Origin of the sequence: Corynebacterium phoceense, from assembly GCF_900092335.1 — a bacterium.
Lineage (GTDB): Bacteria > Actinomycetota > Actinomycetes > Mycobacteriales > Mycobacteriaceae > Corynebacterium > Corynebacterium phoceense.
In genome coordinates, this window is record NZ_LT596210.1 from 1 (window position 1) to 1,462 (window position 1,462).

Consider the following 1,462-nt stretch of genomic DNA (forward strand, 5'->3'; position numbering starts at 1 on the left):
GGCTCTTCCGGTTTTAGAGTGCATTGATTTTGTGTCGGATGTTGGCGGCGTGAATCAGGCACCGCAATATGTAGTGGTCGAGGTTGCGGAATCCCAGGGCGATGCCGCGTAGGAATTCCAACCGACCGTTAATCGCTTCGACAGGTCCGTTGGATACTCCGTGGTCGAAGTAGGCGAGGATGTCCTTGCGGCGTTTGTTCATGGTCCTGCCTAGCTGCGCGATCTCAGCGATCCCGGCGTCTTTGATGTCAACAAGCGTGTCAATGAGCGTGCTCATGGCTTTCTTGGCTGCTTGCTTGTTGGGATTGTTGTAGCAGCTTATGACTTGTTGGTAGTAGGTCCAGGTCTCTTGTAGCGGCGCGTAGTCGTCGTCGAAGTCAAACAGTTCCTCAAGCCTCCCGCGCTGCTTGTCGGTGAGCAAGCCCTCGGTGGTCAACAGAGTTTTCCGGTTGCGGTAGAGCGGGTCTTTGCTGCGGCCACGTCGGCCTGTTGTTTCTAACTGGAGCCTGGCGCGGCACTTGGTGAGCTTGTCACCGGCCAGGCGTACAACGTGGAACGGGTCCATGACTTGGGTGGCGTTGGGAATGACTTCGCCAGCGGCGGTGGCATAGCCTTGGAAGCCGTCCATGCTGATGATCTTGACCTGATCGCGGAACTGCTCGCTGTGATTATTCAGCCATGTTCGTAACGCGTCAGCGCTTCTGCCTGGGACAACGTCAAGAAGCCGAGCGGGGCGGATGACGTTTCCATCCTTGTCGTGGTGGTCGGTCATATCAACGATGACGGTGACGTATCCGTCGCGCCATGTGCGTCGGTTGTGCGACCAGCGATGCTCATCAACACCGATGACCTTGACCCCGTCGAGGTAGTGCTCGTCGTTGTAGATCAAGTCCTGGACAGCGGCTAAGGCCAAGGCGTTGGTGGTATCCCACCCCAGGCCTAATGACTTGGCTGCAGCGGCAACGCTCATCCGATCTAGGCAGAGTCGTTGCAGTATCCAGCGGGTCACCCTGTCCGTGGTCTTTGAATTGTCGGGCGCGCAGGTAAGGCCCGCGCGGAAGATCTTCTGCAAGCAGCGCTTGTTGGTGCACCGGTAGCGTGGAAGGCGCACATGAAGGCGTGTTGGGTGGCCGACGATGGGCAGATCGACCAGGCTGCGGATGACGTGGTCGCGGAATACTCCAGGCTGACCGCACGTGGGGCATTCATTGATGGGCTCGACGGGCTCGGCTTCGATGACGGTGACATCGCCGTGTTCTGCGGCCCCGGTGATAGTAACTCCTAGTTCTGCGGTGCGGCAGATGGTATCGACGATGACATTTCCGTTAGGCTGCACAGTAGGTCCTTGGTTTGTACGGATGGATTAGACACCCTTATTCCTACAAAGCCAAGGACCCCAATATCTTGTGCCACGCCCGAACCCCCGGCGAACTAATCAATGCACTCTAAAACCGGAAGAGCC

Annotated in this window: 1 protein-coding gene; it reads right to left on the reverse strand. The window is 57.6% G+C overall.

The genetic code is table 11. From position 1 onward, the window contains the following. Positions 1–13: 13 nt before the first annotated feature. Positions 14–1,336, reverse strand: coding sequence for an ISL3 family transposase (locus tag BN9444_RS13260; protein ID WP_066509688.1), 1,323 nt, complete (start codon positions 1,334–1,336; stop codon positions 14–16). Between the last annotated feature and the right edge of the window lie 126 nt (positions 1,337–1,462).